We start from the raw sequence: 20,466 nt of genomic DNA, 5'->3' as shown, positions 1-20,466 counted from the left end.
GAGGGCGCAAACCCGAACGTCAGATCTTGGACGGACCCGCTTTGGTGGTGAGGTCGGTCGCGATCTTGATCAGCGGGACGTTGGCGTCCTGCGACAGCTTGCGCAGCAGCGCGAAGGCCTGCACGGCGTCCACGGTGTAGCGCTCCATGATCATCCCCTTGGCCTGCCCGATGACGTCGCGGCTGAGCAGCGCCTGTCTGAACTGCTCGTCGCGGCGCGCCGAGTTCCAGGCCACCGAGGAGTGCGCGGCGAAGACCAGCCCGATCTCACGAGCTTCCGGCCCGAAGGCGTGGGGTGTCTCGGCGTAGACGTTGATCGCGCCCATCGTCTCGTCGGCGATGAAGAGCTGGAACGCCATGACCGAGCGGATCGGGGTCTGCTCGAGCGCATCACGCCGGTAGTTCGGGAAGCGGTCGTCGTGCTCGAGATCGGCGACGTGGACGGTGCGCTCTTCCCAGGCCGCGGTGAGGCACGGACCTTCGCGGTGGCGTTGCTGGATTTCGTCGAGGAGGATCGGCCACCTGTGAGAAGCCGCCGGGGTGTCGATCTTCTTGGCGTTGCGGGTGACCGTGACGCCGGCGCAGTCGGCGCCCGGGATCTCGACCGCCGCGTGCTCGACGAGCTCCGCGAGCACCGCGTCGGGGTCGGCGTCAGCCTGACCGTGCAACTGCTGCACCAGCTCGGCGATTCGCCGATGTACACCGTCGACGCCGGCAGGTTCGTTCACCAGCACCATCCGATCATGCTCCTCCGTTAAGTTGCTCAAGACTACGCGCTCCATCTGCCGGGGGATGCATGAACAACGTCCGTTCTGACCGCCGCGGTGTGATGACCCGAGACGCCACCGGTTCGTCCTCCGCCGAAGCGTTCGTGCTGATCGCCATCGCCACCATCCTCATCACTCGTCTGTATCTGCAGTTGACCGGATATCCGCAGGTCGGCGGCGGCAACTTGCACATCGCGCACGCGCTGTGGGGTGGCGCGCTGATGATGCTCGCGCTGCTGACGGGCTGGCTGCTGATCGGCGCGGGTGCGCGGGTGGCGGCTGTCGTCATGGGCGGCGTGGGGTTCGGCCTGTTCCTCGACGAGGTCGGCAAGTTCGTCACCAAGGACAACGACTACTTCTACGGGCCGGCCGCCGAGATCATGTACATCCTGGTCGTCGCGATCCTCGTCGGCGCGCGCATGGTCCGCGACTTCCGGCCGCTGACCGCGCGGGAGTGTCTGGCCTCGGCGACGGCGATCGCCGCGGACGGCGTGGCCCGCGGACTCGCCGACCACCGCCGCGAAATCGGGCTGGCGCTGCTGGTGCAGGCCGAGCAGTCGGGGGCGGATCGGGCAGCGGTCGGACACGTGCGCGGCCTGATCGCGGCCGCCGGGACCTCGAGTGACCGGCTCTACCGGCTGCAGCGGTGGGTGCCGCGGCTGATCCCCGGCTTCTTCCGCAGTCCGCGCTGGGTGCCGGTGGTCGGTTGGCTGCTGGTGGTCAGCGCGGTCAGCGGGCTGTTCTTCGGGCTGCTGGGCATCGCGCTCGGCGGCTACTTCTACCAGGACGACGACGTCACCGTGCGGTTGGACGGGATGAACCCGGCATCGGTGATCCTGGTCGTCAACGCGGCGGTGACCTCGGCGATCGCGGTGCCGGCGATGATCGCCCGGCACCGCACGACCCGGCTGTGGCCGCTGCGCTGGTTGCGCAACGCAGCGCTGCTGTTCACCTTCCTCAACGCCTTCGTCGACTTCGCCACCGAAGGTTTCGCCGCGCTGATCAGCATGTCGATCGGCTTGTTCACGCTGGCGGTGCTGACCTATCAGGTCGACGTGGCGATCCGGCGCCCCGTCAGCGGGGACTCACAGCGCCCGCAGGTACCGCCGGGTGACCACGCGCTGCAGCACTGAGGTCACCGGGCCGGCGAGCCGGCTCCACCAGGTGCCGTGGCGGGAGAACGCCGCCACCTCCGCGTACACCCGGTCGGTCGCGGGGTCGTAGCGCACGGCGAACAGTTCCTCACCGGTTTCGGCGTGCCCGGGCAACGTGCCGTAGGCGAATCCGCGCCGGTCGGGTTCGTCGACCACGTAGACGACGCGGCACGGCGCCCGCACCGGACCCAGTCCGACGATCACTTCCGAGCCCACCTCGGCGACCTCGGTGGTGGCGCGGACGCGGACGCCCGCGCCGCGCAGCATGCCCCACCGCATCACCTCGGCGGCGGCCTGCTCGAAGCGCGCGCGGCCGGTTCCGATCACCGCCGACTCCCGCATGTGGTGGTATCCGGCCGGCATCGGTCCGGCGGTCGCGCCTACCTCCGGATAGGTCAACGGCAGAGCGGCGAGGTCGCTGAGCTTCACCCCGCCACCCTCTCATCGCGCGCGCCCAATACGGTGGCGGTGTGGCCAGTGAAACGACCGACCGGCAGGGCGGTGGCGGGTTCAATCCACCGGAACCCACGACTCGCGGCGGGCCTGACTACGGCCGGTTCGTCGAGGCGGTCCGCGAGCTGCAGGACCTCGCCCGCGCCGCCGACGCACCCGACGAGGTGATCACCGAGGCGGCCGGGCTGATCGAGAAGGTCACCGGCCTGCTGGCGCCGTACCACGCCGACGAGTGGCATTCCCCGTCCGGGCGGCGGCTGGATCTGCCGAACCGCGGCAACATCCTGCAGGTCCCGATGTTCCTGGCCAAGACCGAGGAGGGGCGGATCGCCGGCGAGGCGAGGTTCCGCCGGTACCACCTCGGCCGCAACGGTGCCGCACACGGCGGCGCGGTGGCGCTGCTGTTCGATTCGGTGCTCGGCTACACCGCCTACAAGCTCACCCAGAGCCGCTATCAGCGCACCGCCTTCCTCCACGTCAACTACCGCAACATCGCACCGGTGGAGAAGACGCTGCGCGTCGAGGCTGGCATCGACCGCATCGAGGGCCGCAAGATCTTCGTCGACGGCCGGTTGCTCGACGGCGATACTGTGGTCGCCGACGCCGAGGCGTTGTTCGTCCGACTCAAACCGGGGCAGCCGTGACAGAGAACGAAACCGAGCAACCGTCCCGCTGGACGCGGGTCAAGGACCGGTGGAAGCACTGGCGTGAGGGTCTGCGCCGGCGGCCCAGGGTCGACTTCTTCTATCGCATCGCGGTCGCCGTGGTGGGTCTGGTGGTGCTCGGTCTCGGCGTGCTGGCGATCCCGTACCCCGGCCCCGGATGGGCGATCGTCTTCATCGGCCTGGGCATCCTGGCCACCGAGTTCGAATGGGCGCACCGGCTTCTCGGCTACGCGCGCGAACGCTACGACCAGGTGATGGACTGGTTCCACCGCCAGCCCGCGATCGTGCAGATCCTCGGTGGTCTGCTCACCGCGCTGGTGGTGTTCACCACGCTGTGGCTGCTGGGCGCGGTCGACTGGGCCGGGGAACTCTTCGGGGTCGAACACGGGTGGCTCGACAGCCCCCTCGGGTTCGGCTCTTCCTGACGTCGATCACGCTCGGGGTTCGGTGACACGCACCGATAGCATGGTCGCGATCGACTGTTCGCCGACCCGCTAGGGAGAATCACCGATGAGCGCCGCCGCCAGCCCAGCCCCAGCAGCCCCGATCCGGGTGGCTGCCGGGACCACCGCGGGGGCGGCGGTCCGCGAGGCGGGGCTGCCGAGCCGCGGCGCCCCCGACGCCATCGTCGTGGTGCGCGACGCCGACGGCCGGTTGCGCGACCTGTCCTGGGTCCCGGACGCCGACGTCGAGGTGACGCCGGTGGCCGCCGACACCGACGACGGCCGCAGCGTGATCCGCCACTCGGCGGCCCACGTGCTCGCGCAGGCGGTGCAGTCGATGTTCCCGGAGGCCAAACTCGGCATCGGGCCGCCGATCACCGACGGTTTCTACTACGACTTCGACGTCCCGCAGGCGTTCACGCCCGAGGATCTCGAGGCGCTCGAGAAGAAGATGCGCCAGATCGTCAAGGACGGTCAGCTGTTCGCCCGGCGGGTCTACGAGTCCAAGGACGCCGCCCGCGAGGAACTCGCGAATGAGCCGTACAAGCTCGAACTCGTCGACGACAAGTCCGGCGACCCCGAGGTCATGGAGGTCGGTGGCGACGAACTGACGGCCTACGACAACCTCAACCCGCGCACCCGCGAGCGGGTCTGGGGTGACCTGTGCCGCGGTCCGCACATCCCGACGACCAAGTACATCCCGGCGTTCAAGCTGACCCGCAGTTCGGCCGCCTACTGGCGGGGTGACCAGGCCAATGCCAGCCTGCAGCGCATCTACGGCACGGCGTGGGAGTCGCAGGAGGCGCTCGACCGCCACCTCGAGCTGATCGAGGAGGCCCAGCGCCGCGATCACCGCAAACTCGGTGTTGAGCTCGACCTGTTCAGCTTCCCCGACGAACTGGGTTCGGGGCTGCCGGTCTTCCACCCCAAGGGCGGCATCGTCCGCAAGGAGCTCGAGGACTACTCGCGGGCCAAGCATCTCGAGGCCGGCTACGAGTTCGTCAACACCCCGCACATCACCAAAGAGCAGCTGTACGTGACGTCCGGACATCTCGAGTGGTACGCCGACGGGATGTTCCCCGCGATGCACATCGACGCCGAGTACGACGCGGACGGTGCGGTACGCAAACCCGGGCAGAACTACTACCTCAAACCGATGAACTGCCCGATGCACCACCTGATCTATCGGTCGCGGGGCCGGTCGTACCGCGAACTGCCGTTGCGCCTGTTCGAATTCGGCTCGGTGTACCGCTACGAGAAGTCCGGCGTCGTGCACGGTCTGACGCGGGTGCGCGGGATGACGCAGGACGATGCGCACATCTACACGACCAGGGAGCTGATGCGCGACGAGTTGGCGTCGCTGCTGCAGTTCGTGCTCGACCTGTTGTCGGACTACGGACTCGACGACTTCTACCTGGAGCTGTCGACCAAGGATCCGGACAAATACGTCGGCTCCGACCAGGTGTGGGAGGAAGCCACCGAGACCCTGCGCGAGGTCGCCGAGGCGTCCGGTCTGCACCTGGTGCCCGACCCGGGCGGCGCCGCGTTCTACGGCCCGAAGATCTCCGTTCAGGTCAAGGACGCGCTGGGCCGCAACTGGCAGATGTCGACGATCCAGCTGGACTTCAACATGCCCGAGCGGTTCGAGCTGGAGTACACCGCCGCCGACGGCAGCAGGCAGCGGCCGGTGCTGATCCACCGGGCGCTGTTCGGTTCGATCGAACGGTTCTTCGGTGTGCTGACCGAGCATTACGCGGGGGCGTTCCCGGCGTGGCTGGCGCCGGTGCAGGTGGTCGGCATCCCGGTCGCCGAGGGGCATGTGGACTATCTGAAAGGTGTTGCCGCGCAACTACGTTCGCGTGGGGTGCGGGTCGAGGTGGACGGCAGCGACGACCGGATGGCCAAGAAGATCGTCAACCACACCAACCAGAAGGTGCCGTTCATGTTGGTGGCGGGGGACAAAGATGTGGCCGTCGACGCCATTTCCTTCCGCTTCGGGGACCGCACCCAGATCAACGGCGTCCCACGCGACGAGGCCGTCGAGGCGATCGTGAACTGGATCGCCGAGCGCCGCAACGTCGCGCCCACGGCCGATCTGGTCAAGGTGGGCCCCGGAACGTGAGCGGGGACGTGACCGGGCCGGACGACCGGACCATCGTCGATCACGGGGTCGGCGATCCCGACAACCTGCAGCGGCTGTGGACGCCGCACCGCATGAGCTACATCGCCGAGTCGCCGATGAAGAAGGGTTCCGGTTCGTCACAGTCCTCGGAGCCGTTCACCGACATCCCCAACATGGCCGACGAGGACGGCCTGGTGGTGGCGCGCGGCGACCAGGTCTACGCGGTGCTCAACCTGTATCCGTACAACCCCGGCCATCTGATGGTCGTGCCGTACCGGCGGGTCTCCGAGCTCGAAGACCTCACCGACGCCGAGAGCATCGAGCTGATGGTGTTCACGCAGAAGGCGATTCGCGTCATCAAGGCGGTGTCGCGTCCGCACGGCTTCAACGTCGGGCTCAACCTGGGGCACTCGGCGGGCGGCTCACTCGCCGAGCACCTGCACATGCACGTCGTGCCGCGGTGGGGCGGGGACGCCAACTTCATCACGATCATCGGCGGGTCCAAGGTCATTCCCCAGCTGCTGCGGGAGACGCGCGAGCTGCTGGCCACGGAGTGGGCGAAACAGGACGGAGGGTCGGACACGTGAGCAACGTCTACCTGATGACCCGGGCCGCCTACACGAAACTCTCGCGCCCGCTGGCCCGGGCGGCTCTGCGCGTGGGGTTCACCCCGGACAGCATCACGATTCTGGGGACCGCGGGCACGGTGCTGGCCGCGCTGACCCTGTTCCCGATCGGGCAGCTGTGGTGGGGCGCCTTCGCGGTCGCCGTCTTCGTGCTGGCCGACATGCTCGACGGCGCCATGGCCCGTGAACGCGGCGGCGGCACCCGCTTCGGGGCGGTGCTCGACGCGGCCTGTGACCGCATCGCCGACGGCGCGATCTTCGCGGGCCTGCTGTGGTGGGCGGCGTTCGGCATGGACAGTCCGGCACTGGTCGTGGCCACCCTGATCTGCCTGATCACCTCGCAGGTCATCTCCTACATCAAGGCCCGCGCCGAGGCCAGCGGGCTGCGCGGCGACGGGGGTTTCATCGAACGACCCGAGCGCCTGGTGATCGTGCTGACCGGCGCCGGCCTGTCCGGCGTGCCGTTCCTGCACATCCCCTGGCTGCTGCCCGTGGCGATGTGGATCCTCGCCGTGGCCAGCGTGGTCACGGTGCTGCAGCGTCTGCACACGGTGCGGACCTCGCCCGGCGCGATGGACCGGCTCCCGGCCCCGGGAGAAGAGAAACCGGCGGCGGACGAACAGTGACCGCACTCGGCGGCTGGCTGCCCAGCACCGACCACCTCACGGACTGGGGGTATGCCGCCGGCTGGCGGGTGGTGCGTGCACTTCCAGAAGGCTTGGCACGCAACGCCTTCGACGCCGGAGCCCGGTATTCGGCCCGCAATGGCGGGCCCGAGCAGCTGCGAAAGAATCTCGCCAGGGTCACCGGGGTCGCGCCGGCAGAGGTGCCCGACGAGTTGATGCGCGCGTCGCTGGCGTCGTACGCCCGCTACTGGCGCGAAGCGTTCCGGCTGCCGGCGATGGACCATCGCAGACTGGGCCGCGAACTCGGCGTCACCGGCATCCAGCACGTCTGGGATGCGCTGGACGCCGGACGCGGCGCCGTGGTCGCGCTGCCGCACAGCGGCAACTGGGACATGGCCGGGGTGTGGCTGGTCCAGAACCACGGCACGTTCACGACGGTGGCCGAACGGCTGCGGCCCGAATCGCTGTTCAACCGGTTCGTCGCCTACCGCGAGAGCCTGGGTTTCGAGGTGATCCCGCTCTCCGGCGGCGAACGCCCGCCGTACGAACTGCTGCGTGATCGGCTGCGCGACAACCGGGTGGTGTGCCTGATGGCCGAACGGGACCTGACCCTCAACGGCGTACAGGTCGACTTCTTCGGCGAGCCGACGCGGATGCCGGCCGGGCCGGCGAAGCTGGCGTGCGACACCGGTGCGGCGTTGTTGCCGGTGCACTGCTGGTTCGAGGGCGACGGCTGGGGCATGGAGGTCTTCGAACCGCTCGACACCTCGGGCGGTGACGTCGCGGCGATCACCCAGGCGCTGGCCGACCGGTTCGCCGTCAACATCGCCGCATACCCTGAGGACTGGCATATGCTGCAGCCGCAGTGGCTGGCCGACCTGTCCGACGCGCGGCGCGCCAGACTGGCCGGAGCCGGTTGACGATGCGCATCGGGATGGTGTGCCCCTACTCGTTCGACGTGCCCGGCGGGGTGCAGTCCCACGTCCTGCAGCTGGCCGAGGTCATGCGGGAACGCGGACACGAGGTGAGCGTGCTGGCGCCGTCGTCGCCACACGTCGACCTGCCGGACTACGTGGTGTCGGGCGGGCGCGCGGTGCCCATTCCCTACAACGGTTCGGTGGCGCGGCTGCGGTTCGGTCCGGCGACCCACCGCCTGGTCAAGAAGTGGCTCGCCAACGGCGAATTCGACGTCCTGCACCTGCACGAGCCGAACGCGCCGAGCCTGTCGATGCTCGCGCTGCAGGCCGCCGAGGGCCCGATCGTCGCGACGTTCCACACATCCACGACGAAATCGCTGACCCTCTCGGTCTTCCAGGGCATCCTGCGGCCGTACCACGAGAAGATCGTCGGCCGGATCGCGGTGTCCGACCTCGCCCGCCGCTGGCAGATGGAGGCGCTGGGCTCCGACGCGGTCGAGATCCCCAACGGCGTCGACGTCGCCTACTTCGCCGATGCGCCCCCGCTGGACGGTTATCCGAGGCCGGGCCGCACGGTGCTGTTCCTGGGCCGCTACGACGAGCCCCGCAAGGGGATGGCCGTGCTGCTGGGCGCGCTGCCCGCGGTGGTGGCGCGTTACCCGGACGTGGAGATCCTGATCGTCGGTCGGGGTGACGAGGCCGAACTCCGGGAGCAGGCCGGGCCGCTGGCGTCGCACCTGTGCTTCCTCGGCCAGGTCGACGACGCGATGAAGGCCTCGGCGATGCGCAGCGCCGACGTGTACTGCGCCCCCAACACCGGCGGGGAGAGCTTCGGCATCGTGCTGGTCGAGGCGATGGCCGCCGGGACGGCCGTCGTCGCCAGCGATCTCGACGCGTTCCGGCGGGTGCTGCGCGACGGCGCGGCGGGCCGGTTGGTCACCGTGGACGACGCCGACGCGCTGGCCGAAGGGTTGATCGAGGTGCTGGGCGACAGTCCCGCGCAGGTGGAGGCGCGGCGACGCTACATCGCCGCCGCATCCGACGCCGTCGGCCGCTACGACTGGTCGGTGGTGGCCGCGCAGATCATGCGGGTCTACGAGACCGTCGCCGGCTCGGGAGTCAAGGTCCAGGTCGCGCCGTGACGTGGGTCCTCATCGCCGCGCTTGCGGTGCTGCTGGTGATCGTGCTGCTCATCGGCGCGTGGGCGTACCAGACCGCGCACCGCCTCGACCGGTTGCACGTGCGCTATGACCTGAGCTGGCAGGCGCTCGACGGCGCCTTGGCCCGCCGCGCGGTGGTGGCGCGGGCGGTCGCGGTGGACGCCTACGCCGGCGGACCGCAGGGCAAGCGGCTGGCCGCGCTCGCCGACGCCGCCGAACGGGCGCCGCGCAGTGGCCGGGAGGCCGCCGAGAACGAGTTGTCGGCCGCGCTGGCGCTCGTCGACCCGGCGTCGCTGCCGGTCGCCCTGGTCGCCGAACTCGCCGATGCGGAAGCGCGGGTCCTGCTGGCGCGCCGGTTCCACAACGACGCGGTGCGCGACACCCTGGCGTTGCGCGAACGCACGCCGGTGCGGCTGTTGCGCCTGGGCGGCACCGCGGCGTTGCCGACGTACTTCGAGATCGCCGAGGTGTCGTCCCGCGACGCCGAACCGCTGACCCGGCGGGTGTCCGCGCGGGTGGTGCTGCTCGACGAGACCGGTGCGGTGTTGCTGCTGTGCGGTTCGGACCCCGCGATCGGCGGCGATGCGCCGCGGTGGTGGTTCACGGTCGGCGGGGCCGTGCAGGCGGGGGAGGAGCTGGCGCAGGCCGCCGCCCGGGAGGTCGCCGAGGAGACCGGTCTGGAACTCACCCCCGGCGAGCTGATCGGGCCGGTGTGGCGCCGGGACGCCGTGTTCGAGTTCAACGGGTCGGTCATGCGCAGCCAGGAGATGTTCTTCGTGCACCGCACCCGGCGGTTCGAACCGTCGACGGCCCGGCAGTCCGCGCTGGAGCGTCACTACATTCACGGTCACCGCTGGTGTGATGCGACAATGATCGCTGAACTGGTCGCAGGCGGTGAGACCGTTTACCCCCAGCAACTGGGTGAGCTGCTGGCCCGGGCCAACGAACTGGCCGACGAGCCGGCGCCGAGAGCTCAGGCGCGACCGGTGGAAACGATCCGCTGAGTTGCGGAATCAATCGATTTGGTCCCGCTACTACACTGGATCAGTAGCGATTCGGAGGAGATGACAGTGGAAACCGCGGCGCACAACGGCTCGAACCACCAGACCGGCACCGCCCGCGTGAAGCGCGGCATGGCCGAGATGCTCAAGGGCGGCGTGATCATGGACGTGGTCACCCCTGAGCAGGCGCGCATCGCCGAAGGTGCGGGCGCGGTCGCGGTGATGGCGCTCGAGCGCGTCCCGGCCGACATCCGCGCCCAGGGCGGGGTGTCGCGGATGAGCGACCCCGACATGATCGAGGGCATCATCGACGCGGTCACCATCCCGGTGATGGCCAAGGCTCGCATCGGTCACTTCGTCGAGGCGCAGATCCTGCAGAGCCTGGGCGTCGACTACGTCGACGAGTCCGAGGTGCTCACCCCGGCCGACTACACCAACCACATCGACAAGTGGAAGTTCACCGTGCCGTTCGTGTGCGGGGCGACCAACCTGGGTGAGGCGCTGCGGCGCATCACCGAGGGGGCGGCGATGATCCGCTCCAAGGGTGAGGCGGGCACCGGCGACGTCTCCAACGCCACCACCCACATGCGCAAGATCGGCGGGGAGATCCGCCGGCTGACCTCGCTGAGCGAAGACGAGCTCTACGTCGCAGCCAAGGAACTGCAGGCGCCGTACGACCTGGTGGTCGAGGTGGCCCGCGCCGGCAAACTGCCGGTGACGCTGTTCACCGCGGGCGGCATCGCGACCCCGGCCGATGCGGCGATGATGATGCAGCTCGGCGCCGAGGGCGTGTTCGTCGGCTCGGGCATCTTCAAGTCCGGCAACCCGGCCGAGCGTGCGGCGGCGATCGTCAAGGCCACCACCTTCTACGACGATCCCGACGTGCTGGCGAAGGTGTCGCGCGGGCTGGGTGAGGCGATGGTGGGCATCAACGTCGAGGACATCGCCCAGCCGCACCGGCTCGCCGAGCGCGGCTGGTGACGCGATGAGCGCTTGCGCGAAGAGCGGACGGTACTAGTCACCGGATGGCGATCGAACAGATCCTCGACCTCGAACAGCTCGAGGTCAACATCTACCGCGGTGGGGTCTTCAGCCCCGAATCCGGTTTCCTGCAGCGCACTTTCGGCGGTCATGTGGCCGGCCAGTCGCTGGTGTCGGCGGTGCGCACCGTCGAACCGAAGTACCTGGTGCACTCACTGCACGGGTACTTCCTGCGGCCCGGTGACGCCCGGGCGCCGACGGTCTACACCGTCGAGCGCATCCGCGACGGCGGCTCGTTCTGCACCCGTCGGGTCAGCGCCATCCAGCACGGCGAGACGATCTTCTCGATGTCGGCGTCGTTCCAGACCGACCAGAGCGGTATCGAGCATCAGGACGCGATGCCCGCGGCGCCGCCGCCCGACGACATCCCGGACTTCAAGTCGGCCAGCAGGGTGTTCGACGACGCGAGTTTCCGGCAGTTCGACGAGTGGGATGTGCGGATCGTGCCGCGCGACCGCCTCGGTGTTCGCGAGGGCAAGGCCTCCCAGCAGCAGGTGTGGTTCCGGCACCGCGACCCGCTGCCCGACGACCACGTGCTGCACATTTGTGCGCTGGCCTACATGAGCGATCTGACGCTGCTGGGTTCGGCGCAGGTCAACCATCCCGAGGCGCGTAAGCACCTGATGGTGGCGTCGCTGGATCACGCGATGTGGTTCATGCGGCCGTTCCGCGCCGACGAGTGGCTGCTCTACGACCAGTCCTCGCCGTCGGCGTGCGGCGGCCGGTCGCTGACCCAGGGCAAGATCTACAACCGCTACGGCGAGATGGTCGCGGCGGTGATGCAGGAGGGGCTGACCCGCTACCCGCGCGATTTCACACCGGGCCGCACGTGAGTCCACGGGTCGGTGTTCTCGCACTGCAGGGCGACACTCGCGAACACCTCGCCGCGCTCGACGAAGCGGGCGCCGAGGCGGTCACGGTTCGCCGGCTGGCCGAACTCGACACGGTCGACGGGCTGGTGATCCCCGGCGGGGAGTCGACGGCGATGAGCCACCTGCTGCGCGAATTCGACCTGCTGGAGCCGTTGCGGGCCCGGCTCGCCGAGGGCATGCCGGCCTATGGTTCGTGTGCCGGGATGATCCTGCTGGCCAGCGAGATCCTCGACGCCGGAGCCGCGGGCCGCCAGGCCACCCCGCTCAAGGGCATCGACATGGCGGTGCGCCGCAACGCTTTCGGCCGTCAGGTCGACTCGTTCGAAGGCGACATCCCGTTCACCGGACTCGACTCGCCGGTGCACGCCGTGTTCATCCGGGCGCCGTGGGTGGAGCGCGTCGGCCCCGACGTCGAGGTACTCGGCCGCGCCGGTGAGCACATCGTCGCGGTACGCCAGGGTCGCACGCTCGCGACGTCGTTCCACCCCGAGGTGACGGGCGACCGACGCGTGCACAAGCTGTTCGTCGACATGGTCAGCGGCGAGCGCTGACCCTCACAGGAGCGGTGGTGCAGCACTCCTCGTCTCACGCGCTCGCATCATCGGCAATCACCAGCCGACCTAGTTGGTGGACGCGGGTGGTGGTTCGAAGGGGTTGTACCACCACCAGTCGGCGCGTTCTCCGGTCGAGCTCTTGTAGGGCGTGACCTGTGGCGGTGGTCCGGTGGGTGGTCGGGCCAGGGATCCTGGTCGGAGTTCTCGCCCGGTGCTGTCGGTGACGACCAGGCGCCGTCTTCCCAGTGCTGCAGGTGGTGGGCGTGCAGGCCGCGGGTGGCGCCGCAGCCGGGCACCACACAGGTGCGGTCGCGATGTTCGAGGGCGCGGCGCAACCGCCGACCGACCGTCCGGGTGCGACGGCCGTGGCCGATGACCTGGCCGTCGCGTTCGAACCATGCTTCGCAGGTGGCATCGCAGAGCAGGTAGCGGCGGTCGGCGTCGGACAGGACCGGGCCGAGATGCAGGGCGGCGATGCGGTCTTTGACGTCGACATGGACGACGACGGTGGTGTGCTGGCCGTGGGGGCGGCGCGCCACGTCAGTGTCCCAGCCGGCTTTGATCAGACTCATGAACCCGTCGACCGCGGTCGGAAACGATGGCGCCTGTTCCGACGCGTCTTCGGCGTGGGCGCGTTTCCACTCGGCGACCAGCGCATCACGATGTGACTGCAACGCGGCGTCGAACGTCGCGGCCTCGTCGAGGGGAAGCCGAATCTCGTAGGATCTGCCGTGCTCATCGCTGGTCTTGGTCACGGACCGCTGAGGCGCCTCGGGTTTGTGTTCCGGTTGCGGTCGCGGTGCGAGTTTGATCGCGGTACGCAGTGGTTGACCGTCGCGCCGGCGGCGAGTTGGGCGTAGTGGGCGTCGGAGCCGTCGGCGGCTCCTTCGGCGATGACGCCGACCTGATCGAGTGACAGCCGGCCCTCGCGCAACGCCTCGATGCAGCGCGGGAACTCTTCGAGCCGTTCGGCGATCGCGACGACGGTGTCGGCGTTGCGTTTGGTGGTGCCGGTCTTCCAGGCGATCAGCGCCGACATCGAGCGGGCGCCGGTGAATCCGCGTAGGTTGTCGCGGTCGATCTCCGCGGCGATCTCCACGATCCGCGCGTCGATGGCGTTGCGTTGGGCGGTCAGCTCCGCCAAGTCCCCGAACAACATCTCCAGACGGTCGATCGGATGCACCCGATCAACCAAAGATGTTGCCGCTGAGGACATGACCCCATCATCGCAGAGGGGTCCGACAAGCTTCCGGCGCCGCGGACAACACCGGTGACCGGTGCCGAAGGACGTTGAACGCCGGTTACCGCGACAGCACCGGCAGCAGCAGCCGCGACGACGAGCGCACGGTGTTGCGGCTGCTGGTGCCCACGCTGGCGTGCCGGAAGTTCATGATCGCCGGGGTCGACGGGTCCTGATCGTCACTGGTCAAGACCAGCCGGATGCGGTGGCCGGAGGCGAAGTGACGAGCGTTGGCTACCAGGGGGATTCGGTACTCGACGTCCTCGCCGACCGGTACGGCGCGCGGGGTGCGGCACGGCAGCACCGGGGCACCGTCCCGGCTCGCTTCCTCGTCGACGTCGCGCAGGCTTGCCCGGAGCCACCCGGCGGTGACGTCCTCACACGTGCCGTCCGGCGCCACATCCTGCAACGTGACGAGCCACGCGGTGTCGATCGCGGTGGCCGAGGCGACCAGCCGCAGCTCGATGTCGCCGACCACGTCGGTCGGTGCGGTGAGTGGGGTAGTGGTCCAATGCAATTGCGTGGGCGGATCGATGGAACTGGCCGCGGCGCGGTTCAGCCCGGCGCCGAGCGTCAGATAGTCGCGGACGCCCGGTGCGCCCTCGTCGTCGGCCAGTGTGCCGTCGGCACGCAACGCCAGCGGCCGCAGCGTCGTGCCGGCCGGTGGCCACGTGTCGGCGGTGTGCCAGACCGCACCCTCACCGCCACTGCCGGGCAGCACATAGCGGATCGGCGGCCCGTCGAGGATTCCGGTGTCACGGCCCTTGAGCCAGTGGTCGAACCAGGCCAGCGCTTCGGTGTGCAGGCTTTCCCACGGCCACGTCAGGCCAAAGCGTCCCAGCATGCCGATACGTACATTCGCGTTGTGGTGCAGCGCATTCCACGCGGTGAATGTCGACGGGAGGTGCAGCGGCACATTCTCCCAGTCGCAGCCGAGGTAGACCGGGATGTCGACGCGGTCGAGCAGCGGCAGCAGGTTGCGGTCGTCCCACCACTCGTCGCGGAACTGGTGGTCGACCGCGACGTCGAGCCACAGATCGTCCCAGGGATGCGGATCATGCGGCAGCTTGAGCAGTCCGCGCATCATGGTGACCGCGGCTTCTCCGTTCATCGTGGCGAACCTGCGGTGCAGCGGGGCGAAGCGCAGGATGCGGCGCGCAAGGTCGACGAGCCGGCCGCGCCACAGCGCGTCGCTGCGCCGCGAGGTCAGGCCGACCATCGACAGGAACGGTGTGATGAACGACGAACTCAGAAGGCCGTGGTGCACGGCGGCCTCGTACAGGTCGGCCGTCACCGCCACGGGGAATATCGCCTTCAGGTGCGGCGGTCGCTCCACCGCCGCCTCGAGTTGCGCCATGGCGAAATAGCTGATGCCGATCATGCCGACCTTGCCGTCACACCACGGTTGCGCGGCGGCCCACTCGACGAGGTCGTACATGTCCCGGCGTTCCTGTGCGTCGAAGAACCCGAAATCTCCGCCGGAACCGGCTGTTCCGCGCATGTTGGCGATCACGTGCACGTAGCCGCGAGGCACCCAGAAGTCGGTCACACCGGCTTCGATGAAGCCGGCCGGGGCGCCGAGATCCTGTATCTGGCGGGGATACGGTGAGGCGGCGATGAGCGCGGGGAATCGGCCGTCGGCGTCCGGTCGGTGCACATCGGCGAGCAGAGTGACCCCGTCGCGCATCGGCACCGCCCGATTCACGTCGTGGCGGACGCGGTGGTCCGCCTCGCTGAGATCGCGGTAGTTGCGGCCGGTGGTCTGCGGTCCGTTGAGCTGACCCATGAGTCTCACGCTACGTTGAGACTAATCTCAACGCAACGTGAAACTCGTTAGGGTGGAGAAGTGCCGAAACGAACCGCGCCCGGCCCGCGTGACGAACGCGGGGTGCTCTGCGCCCGGATCCTGGCCGCCGCCCGCACCGAGTTCGCCGAGCACGGCGTCGCGGGCACCACGATTCGTGCCGTCGCGCGCTCTGCCGACGTAGACCCCGCGCTCGTCTACCACTACTTCGGCTCCAAAGACGGTCTGCTCGACGCGGCGACCGACCCGCCGCAGCGCTGGTTGGACATGGTGGCCGCGTCCTGGGCGACGCCTCGTGCCGACCTGGGTAGGCAGCTGGTCTCGACCATGTTGAGCAGCTGGGCCGACGAGGAGATCGCGCCCACGCTGCGGGCGGTGATCATGACCGCCGCCCACGACGCGCGCACCCGCGCCAAGCTCGGACTAATCGTGGAGCGCAGCCTGATCGGCGCCTCGACATTGGCTACCGACGAGGCCGACCGGCTCCGCCGCAGCGGGCTGGTCGCCAGTCAGCTCATCGGGTTTGCGCTCGTGCGCTTCGTGTGGAAGATCGAGCCGATCGCGTCGATGCCGACCGACGAGGTCGTCGCCGCCGTCGCGCCGAATCTGCAGCGCTACATCGACGACGACCTCGGATGACATCGCCGGAATCGCTAGGCCTGCGCGGGTAGCGCGTGGTCGGCCACCGACGTGTCTTTCCGGAGCGTGACGGTCGTGTTCCGGCAGGACGCAGGAACCGCCCACGTAGACTCGGCAGGCGAGTAGTGACAGGAAAGAAGGTTCTTGCTGATGAGCGGCCATTCCAAGTGGGCCACCACGAAGCACAAGAAGGCGGTCATCGATGCCCGTAGGGGTAAGAACTTCGCCAAGCTGATCAAGAACATCGAGGTCGCCGCCCGCACCGGCGGCGGGGACCCCGCCGGCAACCCCACGCTGTTCGACGCCATCCAGAAGGCCAAGAAGAGCTCGGTGCCCAACGACAACATCGAACGCGCCCGCAAGCGCGGCGCGGGCGAAGAGGCCGGCGGCGCCGACTGGCAGACCATCACCTACGAGGGATACGGCCCCAACGGGGTGGCGGTGCTCATCGAATGCCTCACCGACAACCGCAACCGCGCGGCCGGCGAGGTGCGGGTCGCGATGACCCGCAACGGCGGCAACATGGCCGACCCCGGTTCGGTGTCCTACCTGTTCTCCCGCAAGGGCGTGGTGACGCTGGAGAAGAACGGCCTCACCGAGGACGACGTGCTGATGGCCGTGCTCGAGGCCGGCGCCGAAGAGGTCAACGACCTGGGCGACAGCTTCGAGGTGATCTCCGAACCCGGCGATCTGATCGCGGTGCGCACGGCACTGCAGGACGCCGGCATCGACTACGACTCGGCGGACGCCACCTTCCAGCCGTCGGTGACCGTACCGCTCGACGCCGAAGGCGCGCGCAAGGTGATGAAGCTCGTCGACGCGCTCGAGGACAGCGACGACGTCCAGGACGTCTACACCAACGCCGACATTCCCGACGAGATCCTGGCGCAGATCGAGGCGTAGTCCCCGGCGGTCAGGCCGTCGGCAGGAACGACAGCTCGGTGCACTCGGCGAGCATCTCCGAGAGCCCCGCGAGCGTGGTGACGTCCGCGGTCTGCGCCAGTTCGGCGACCGCCCGGTGCGCGATGACCACCAGATCGGCGATCCGCCGGCCGACGCGGTCGGCGGCCCCGCACTGCAGCACGATCCGCTGCACCTCGGCGATCGCCGCCTGATCGGCCACGGGGTCGCCGACGATTCCGGTCAGCGTGGCAGCGTCCTGTCCGTCCGCCAGGTCGTAGGCGGCGCCGAGCAGCTCGGTGGGTTTGCCGGCGCGGATGTCGTCGCCGGTCTTCTTACCGCTGGTCTTCGTCGTCCCGAACAGGTCGGCCAGATCGTCGCGCAGCTGGAACGCCTGCCCGACGGCCCGGGCGTACTCGCCGAGCGTGGCCGCGGTGGCCGGCGATCCGGACCCGGTGAGGGTGAGGCCGAGTTCCACGGGACGTTCGACGGTGTAGGCGCTGGTCTTGTACAGCAGGATCTTCTCCGCCGTCGCGGCGTCGTAGTCGCGCCCGGCCTGAGCCTGCAGCTCCAGCAGCTGACCGGCCAGCACCTCGACCCGCATGGTGCGGAACACCCGCGAGGTGGGGCCGGCGATGTCATCCGGCAGGCCGGCGACTGCCTCGTCGAACGTGTCGTGCGCCGCCGACCACAGCAGGTCCCCGACCAGCAGGGCCATGTTGTCGCCGAACTCCCTGGCGTCTCCCCAGGCGGCGTCGGAGCGGTGACCCGCCGCCAGCGCCGCGCGCACCGACGGCTGCCCGCGGCGCACCTCGGAGGCGTCGATCACGTCGTCGTGCACGAGGATCGCCGCGTGCAGCAGCTCCAGGGCGGCGGCCAGCCGGACCAGCGGCGCCGACGGCGCACCGCCGGGTGCGCCCACCCGCCACGCCCAGTAGGCGAACCGGGGGCGCAGGCGTTTGCCGCCGGAGCGCACCGCGGACTGGCACAGCCCGGCGACGGTGCCCAGGCCCGGGTCGATGGACCGCAGCGGCTCGGCGACGGCGTCGGTGACGACGGCCTGCAGGTGATCCTCGAGGGCCGACAGGAAGGCCGTCTGGTCGGTGTCGGACACGACATTCTCACTCTCTGATGGGGCGGCGCCGCGAGTGTATGGGGCTCGCTCCGGCCTCGGCGCGTCCGGCGGGGTGCCGAGCGGCGGCGCTGTAGATCCCTACAGTCGCGCGCCCGGTGACTGTACGCCCAAACCGCAGTTCGCCGTCCGGAGTGCCGCGGCGGGCGGGACGTGCCCATACTTTGCGTGTCCTCGGGGCGGCGAAAAGGAGAACAGATGACGTCGAGTCCGCAAACAGGTTCTGAGCCAACGGAATTGAGGCGCGAATTCTCCCTGTGGTCGGCGTTCGCCTTCGCGTTCGCGTTCATCTCGCCGATCGTGGCGATGTACGGGATCTACGGTCTGTCGCTGGCCACCGCGGGTCCCGGGTTCTGGTGGACCTTCGTCATCGTCGGGGTGGGGCAGTGCATCGTCGCCCTGGCCTTCGCCGAACTCGTGTCCCGCTGGCCGTACGAGGGTTCGATCTACCAGTGGACCAGGCGGCTGGCCGGTGAGGTGGCCGGGTGGTTGGCCGGCTGGGTGTACATGTGGGCCCTGGTCATCATCATGGCGACCGTCGCCTACGGCGGCGCGGGGTTCCTCGCGCAGCTGATCGGCATCGAGCAGCCGACCGCCGTGCAGCAGAGCGTCGTGGCGCTGCTGATCCTGCTGGCCGGAACCGGGGCGAACATCCTGGGGCGCGGGTTCCTCAAGGCACTGATGTTCGGCAGCATCATCGCCGAGATCGTCGCGTCCATCGGACTGGGCACCTACCTGCTGATCTTTCACCGCCACCACGGCATCGACGCGATCCTGCACGGCATCGACCTGAACAGCGGCTGGTCGTGGGCGTACGTCTCCGGGCCCTTCCTGGCCGCGCTCGCCTTCACCGGCTGGTCGATCCTCGGATTCGAAAGTGCAGGCGCCATCGCCGAAGAGGTCAAGGAGCCGCGGCGCAACGTGCCGAAGGCGATGCTGTTCTCGATCGCCTTCATCGCGCTGGTGATCGCCTACGCCTCGCTGGCGGTGACCCTCGCGGTGCCCGACTTCGAGATGGTCCGCTCGGGTGAGGAACCCGACCCGGTGGCCTACGTCCTGAGCAGCGCGCTGGGCGAAGCGGCCGTCAAACCGATCCTGCTGGCGTTCGTGATCGGCTTCCTGGCCAGCTTCCTGGCCCTGCAGGCCTCCGGTTCGCGGGTCATCTGGTCCTTCGCCCGTGACAAGGTGCTGCCCGGGCATCGGGTGCTGTCCAAGCTGTCCAAGGCCGAGGCGCAGCCGATCCCCGCGATCCTGGTCACCACGGTGATCGGCGCGTTCGTCTACCTCATCTCGGCGACCGACGTGTACTCGGTGCTGGTCACCTTCACCGCCGGCGGGTACTACCTGGCCTTCCTGTTCCCGCTCGTGACCGGGCTGGTCGCCCGGCTGCGCGGCACATGGGTTCCCGGCCCCTGGAATCTCGGCCGGTTCGGCACACCGGTCGCCGTTCTCGCGGTGGCCTGGGTGGCGTTCGAGTTCACCAACATCGTCTGGCCGCGCACGGTGTCGGAGTCCTGGTACATGAACTGGGCCTTCTTCGTCGCGATGGGCGTGATCCTCGCGGTCGGCGTGGTGATCCTCAAGGCGCGCAACGTCGGTGGCCGTTCGCTCGACGACTCGGCCGAGGCCGCACCGTCCACCGAGACCGAACTCGTATGACGGCCCCGGTCGCCGTCGTCACCGGAGCCGGAAGCGGGATCGGCGCCGAGGTCGCGCAGATCCTGCAGGTCGCCGGCTGGAAGGTCGCCTCGATCTCCCGCGAACCCGCACCCGCCATGGACAAGTGGCTGATCGCAGACGTCGCCGAGGAGCGCGAGGTGAGCGACGCCGTCGCCGAGATCGAGGACGCCTTGGGGCAGATCGACGCCGCCGTCGTGTGCGCCGGTCACTACGAGGAGACCCCCGCCCTCGACATCGCCCAGGCGTCCTGGGAGCGGATGCTGCGGGTGCACGTGGGCGGTCTGGCCCACGTGTGCCGCGCGGTGCTGCCGCAGATGCGCCGGCGCGGTAGCGGGCGCATCGTCGGTATCGCCTCCGAACGGGCCATCGGAGGCGGCAGCAACGACGCGCACTACGCCGCGGCGAAGGGCGCCGCGCTGAGCCTGCTGCGCAGCATCGCCGCCGAGGTGGCCGCCGACGGCGTTCTGGTCAACGCGGTCGCGCCCGGGCCGTGCGACACCCCTCTGCTGCCGCCCGATTCCTGGGAACGGGCCGACGAGTTCACCGCCGGCCTGCCCGCCCGGCGCATCGCTCAACCCCGCGAGGTCGCCGAACTCGTGCGGGCGCTGCTGGAGGAAGACCTGTTCCTGTGCGGAGAAGTGTTGTCGGTCAACAGCGGAACGGTCATCTGA

Annotated in this window: 20 protein-coding genes and 1 pseudogene; 16 read left to right on the top strand and 5 right to left on the bottom strand. The window is 69.3% G+C overall.

Annotation, left to right across the window (positions count from 1 at the left end; genetic code table 11):
- Positions 1-19 precede the first annotated feature (19 nt).
- On the bottom strand, positions 20-736 hold the full coding sequence (locus tag G6N30_RS10030) for a GAF and ANTAR domain-containing protein (protein WP_407664721.1): 717 nt from the start codon (positions 734-736) through the stop codon (positions 20-22).
- Positions 737-795: 59 nt separating this feature from the next.
- On the opposite strand from G6N30_RS10030, the gene G6N30_RS10025 reads away from it, so the two are divergent.
- Positions 796-1,899 (top strand): hypothetical protein, encoded by a 1,104-nt coding sequence (locus tag G6N30_RS10025; protein WP_134052364.1) that lies wholly within the window; start codon positions 796-798, stop codon positions 1,897-1,899.
- On the opposite strand, the gene G6N30_RS10020 is transcribed toward G6N30_RS10025, so the two are convergent.
- Positions 1,852-2,349 (bottom strand): DUF1990 domain-containing protein, encoded by a 498-nt coding sequence (locus G6N30_RS10020; protein WP_134052362.1) that lies wholly within the window; start codon positions 2,347-2,349, stop codon positions 1,852-1,854. The two genes, G6N30_RS10025 and G6N30_RS10020, sit on opposite strands and share 48 nt — an antisense overlap.
- Positions 2,350-2,390: 41 nt before the next feature.
- Here G6N30_RS10020 and G6N30_RS10015 point away from each other — a divergent pair, with 41 nt between their 5' ends.
- From G6N30_RS10015 to pdxT, 11 genes are all read left to right on the top strand, one after another.
- A complete protein-coding gene (locus G6N30_RS10015; protein WP_134052360.1) occupies positions 2,391-3,017 on the top strand; it encodes a PaaI family thioesterase in 627 nt (208 codons plus the stop codon).
- Positions 3,014-3,463: a TIGR02611 family protein gene (locus G6N30_RS10010; protein ID WP_134052358.1), complete on the top strand. Its 450-nt coding sequence runs from the start codon at positions 3,014-3,016 to the stop codon at positions 3,461-3,463. The genes G6N30_RS10015 and G6N30_RS10010 overlap by 4 nt, the downstream gene beginning before the upstream one ends.
- An 85-nt stretch (positions 3,464-3,548) precedes the next feature.
- A complete protein-coding gene (gene thrS, locus G6N30_RS10005) occupies positions 3,549-5,603 on the top strand; it encodes a threonine--tRNA ligase (protein WP_134052356.1) in 2,055 nt (684 codons plus the stop codon).
- 8 nt (positions 5,604-5,611) lie between these two features.
- On the top strand, positions 5,612-6,190 hold the full coding sequence (locus tag G6N30_RS10000) for an ATP adenylyltransferase (RefSeq protein ID WP_134055125.1): 579 nt from the start codon (positions 5,612-5,614) through the stop codon (positions 6,188-6,190).
- Positions 6,187-6,855 carry a phosphatidylinositol phosphate synthase gene (pgsA, locus tag G6N30_RS09995; RefSeq protein WP_134052354.1) on the top strand — a complete coding sequence of 223 codons (669 nt, stop codon included), beginning with the start codon at positions 6,187-6,189 and terminating at the stop codon, positions 6,853-6,855. Before G6N30_RS10000 ends, pgsA begins: the two co-directional genes overlap by 4 nt.
- A complete protein-coding gene (locus tag G6N30_RS09990; RefSeq protein ID WP_134052352.1) occupies positions 6,852-7,775 on the top strand; it encodes a phosphatidylinositol mannoside acyltransferase in 924 nt (307 codons plus the stop codon). Before pgsA ends, G6N30_RS09990 begins: the two co-directional genes overlap by 4 nt.
- A 2-nt stretch (positions 7,776-7,777) precedes the next feature.
- Complete coding sequence (locus G6N30_RS09985) at positions 7,778-8,914, top strand: glycosyltransferase family 4 protein (protein ID WP_134055124.1); 1,137 nt, start codon at positions 7,778-7,780, stop codon at positions 8,912-8,914.
- Positions 8,911-9,936: an NUDIX hydrolase gene (locus G6N30_RS09980; protein ID WP_134052350.1), complete on the top strand. Its 1,026-nt coding sequence runs from the start codon at positions 8,911-8,913 to the stop codon at positions 9,934-9,936. Before G6N30_RS09985 ends, G6N30_RS09980 begins: the two co-directional genes overlap by 4 nt.
- Before the next feature lie 66 nt (positions 9,937-10,002).
- A complete protein-coding gene (pdxS, locus tag G6N30_RS09975) occupies positions 10,003-10,914 on the top strand; it encodes a pyridoxal 5'-phosphate synthase lyase subunit PdxS (protein ID WP_134055122.1) in 912 nt (303 codons plus the stop codon).
- A gap of 44 nt (positions 10,915-10,958) precedes the next feature.
- Complete coding sequence (gene tesB, locus G6N30_RS09970) at positions 10,959-11,807, top strand: acyl-CoA thioesterase II (protein WP_134052348.1); 849 nt, start codon at positions 10,959-10,961, stop codon at positions 11,805-11,807.
- On the top strand, positions 11,804-12,397 hold the full coding sequence (gene pdxT / locus G6N30_RS09965; protein WP_134052346.1) for a pyridoxal 5'-phosphate synthase glutaminase subunit PdxT: 594 nt from the start codon (positions 11,804-11,806) through the stop codon (positions 12,395-12,397). The genes tesB and pdxT overlap by 4 nt, the downstream gene beginning before the upstream one ends.
- A gap of 47 nt (positions 12,398-12,444) precedes the next feature.
- Here the strand turns inward: pdxT and G6N30_RS09960 are convergent.
- Positions 12,445-13,559 (bottom strand): annotated as a pseudogene (locus tag G6N30_RS09960) (DUF222 domain-containing protein).
- 142 nt (positions 13,560-13,701) lie between these two features.
- Positions 13,702-15,426, bottom strand: a complete 1,725-nt coding sequence (locus G6N30_RS09955) for a CocE/NonD family hydrolase (RefSeq protein ID WP_134052344.1) — start codon at positions 15,424-15,426, stop codon at positions 13,702-13,704.
- A gap of 60 nt (positions 15,427-15,486) precedes the next feature.
- Here G6N30_RS09955 and G6N30_RS09950 point away from each other — a divergent pair, with 60 nt between their 5' ends.
- Complete coding sequence (locus G6N30_RS09950) at positions 15,487-16,083, top strand: TetR/AcrR family transcriptional regulator (protein ID WP_134052342.1); 597 nt, start codon at positions 15,487-15,489, stop codon at positions 16,081-16,083.
- Positions 16,084-16,233: 150 nt separating this feature from the next.
- Positions 16,234-16,986, top strand: a complete 753-nt coding sequence (locus G6N30_RS09945) for a YebC/PmpR family DNA-binding transcriptional regulator (protein WP_134052341.1) — start codon at positions 16,234-16,236, stop codon at positions 16,984-16,986.
- A 10-nt stretch (positions 16,987-16,996) separates the two neighbouring features.
- Here the strand turns inward: G6N30_RS09945 and G6N30_RS09940 are convergent, their stop codons facing one another.
- A complete protein-coding gene (locus tag G6N30_RS09940; protein WP_234880089.1) occupies positions 16,997-18,097 on the bottom strand; it encodes a polyprenyl synthetase family protein in 1,101 nt (366 codons plus the stop codon).
- A 216-nt stretch (positions 18,098-18,313) separates the two neighbouring features.
- Here G6N30_RS09940 and G6N30_RS09935 point away from each other — a divergent pair, with 216 nt between their 5' ends.
- A complete protein-coding gene (locus G6N30_RS09935) occupies positions 18,314-19,774 on the top strand; it encodes an APC family permease (protein ID WP_134052339.1) in 1,461 nt (486 codons plus the stop codon).
- A complete protein-coding gene (locus G6N30_RS09930; RefSeq protein ID WP_134052337.1) occupies positions 19,771-20,466 on the top strand; it encodes an SDR family NAD(P)-dependent oxidoreductase in 696 nt (231 codons plus the stop codon). Before G6N30_RS09935 ends, G6N30_RS09930 begins: the two co-directional genes overlap by 4 nt.

It is taken from the genome of Mycolicibacterium litorale (assembly GCF_010731695.1).
In the GTDB taxonomy this organism is placed as follows: domain Bacteria; phylum Actinomycetota; class Actinomycetes; order Mycobacteriales; family Mycobacteriaceae; genus Mycobacterium; species Mycobacterium litorale.
The sequence above is the reverse complement of the archived record's forward strand: the minus strand, read 5'-3'. Positions and strand labels throughout refer to the sequence as shown.